Origin of the sequence: Rubritalea sp. (genome assembly GCF_039830215.1) — a bacterium.
Lineage (GTDB): Bacteria > Verrucomicrobiota > Verrucomicrobiia > Verrucomicrobiales > Akkermansiaceae > Rubritalea.
This window is the reverse complement of sequence record NZ_JBDOPO010000132.1, coordinates 1-1,661: the sequence shown is the minus strand read 5'-3', so window position 1 is coordinate 1,661 and position 1,661 is coordinate 1. Positions and strand designations below refer to the sequence as shown.

The 1,661-nt window shown below is 44.3% G+C and carries 2 protein-coding genes; one reads left to right on the top strand and one right to left on the bottom strand.

Annotation, left to right across the window (positions count from 1 at the left end):
- Positions 1–466 precede the first annotated feature (466 nt).
- Positions 467–844: an Hpt domain-containing protein gene (locus ABGY95_RS04460; protein ID WP_347440497.1), complete on the bottom strand. Its 378-nt coding sequence runs from the start codon at positions 842–844 to the stop codon at positions 467–469.
- Here ABGY95_RS04460 and ABGY95_RS04455 point away from each other — a divergent pair.
- Positions 843–1,661, top strand: an 819-nt coding sequence (locus ABGY95_RS04455; RefSeq protein WP_347440496.1) for a sigma-54 dependent transcriptional regulator, incomplete at its 3' end; no start/stop codon positions are given. The two genes, ABGY95_RS04460 and ABGY95_RS04455, sit on opposite strands and share 2 nt — an antisense overlap.

Below are 1,661 nucleotides of genomic sequence, written 5' to 3'. Positions count from 1 at the left end.
GCGCTCCAAGTAGCCCCCTGAACCTGTAAGCGTTCCTCATGATTTGACTTGAGGACTGCAGAGCCACCTGAGAGCCACAATATATATAAAATTCATAGATTTTATTATGGTTAGCTCCTTCAATTGGGGAGTATTACTATAATTCTCTCCTCTTTTTCTAAGCGGCACAGCACGTTTGCGTGTCTCCTCTAACACAAGGGGCTCCGTCCAATTTCATAAGTGTTCTAGAGCCGTTTACTCGCCTCCCTTACTGTTGCCTGATTAAGAATCGATGCTGTACCCCTAGTTGAGAACAACATGACAAGACTCCATTATTCAAAAGAACGGCGCATACAGGACTGGTTAGGTTACCCCTCGGAGACACCTCAATCCTCCACTAGGCCACATCTGCACAAAAGATGAAGGCATCGCGACGCTCAGCTCAGCCAGTGAGCTTATTTAAGGCTCCCAGCGGAGGGTAACTACCTCAGCCCACTACCAGCAATTTCGCTAGCTTATAGGATTTACCAAAAATATCCCGTAATTCCAATAGAGTAGAGACTTCAATACCCTCAAACGATTCAGCCTCTAGCCCCACGCATATTTGACACACCGACTTTAACCCAAACATACTTGAGGCTCCCTTCAACTGATGCAAAGTGCCTTCAAAGCTATCTATATCAGCTTTGGAGAGTGCTAGCTCCATTTCATCTAGTAAACTTAGTCCCCCCCCTAGAAAATCATCTAAAATCTCAGCTACAGCCTGTTTATCGTCACCAACTAATGCAAGTAAATGCAATTTATCAATTTCCACATCCACAAAACTAGCATAGCATGATTCAAGATCAGCACAATCTAAACCCATGCCAAATTTACCTTATAACTTGATCATAGCCGATGACGATAGGACTGTTAGAAGTCTGCTTAGTGTCAAGGCAATTCATTATGGGTTTCGCGCTGTCACAGCATCCAACGGAAAAGAGATGTTAGAGTTAATTAAAGATCATGTAGATGTGGTACTGCTAGATCTTCACATGCCCGAGCTAGATGGCTTTCACTGTCTAAGTGTACTTTCCAAAACCCACCCCCATGTACCAATCATTATTCTAAGTGGTGAAAATGATGCCAGCTCTGCAATGAAGGCCATAAAGTTAGGTGCTCATGATTATATCACTAAACCATTCGACCTAGACCATCTCTTCACCACACTCCGCAATGCAAAAAAGCTTAGCCACATACAGAAAGAAAACCAAAATCTAAAGGATGCGATCTCCCCAGAGGCGACAAGCACTAATGTTATAGCCCACTCTGAGCCCATGCAGAAATTATTAAGTAAGGCACAAAAGATAGCCCGGCTTGATGCTTCAGTTCTCCTCACCGGTGAGAGTGGTACAGGAAAAGGGGTCCTAGCCCGCTATATTCATTCACACAGTCTACGTGCTGACAAACCTTTCATCACTGTAAGCTGTCCAGCCCTCCCCAGAGAGCTTTTAGAAAGCGAGCTTTTTGGTCATGAGAAGGGAGCATTTACTGGAGCAATAAAAAAACGTGTCGGCAAAATCGAAGCTGCAAAAGGTGGCACCCTGTTTCTAGATGAAATAGGAGATCTCCCAATTGACCTACAGCCCAAACTACTCAACGTGCTCCAAGACAGAGTGTTTCAGCGTATTGGAGGAGAAAGT

Coding starts and splice junctions, on each gene's coding strand:
- ABGY95_RS04460 (WP_347440497.1), bottom strand. CDS start 844: ATGGGTTTAGATTGTGCTGATCTTGAATCATGCTATGCTAGTTTTGTG.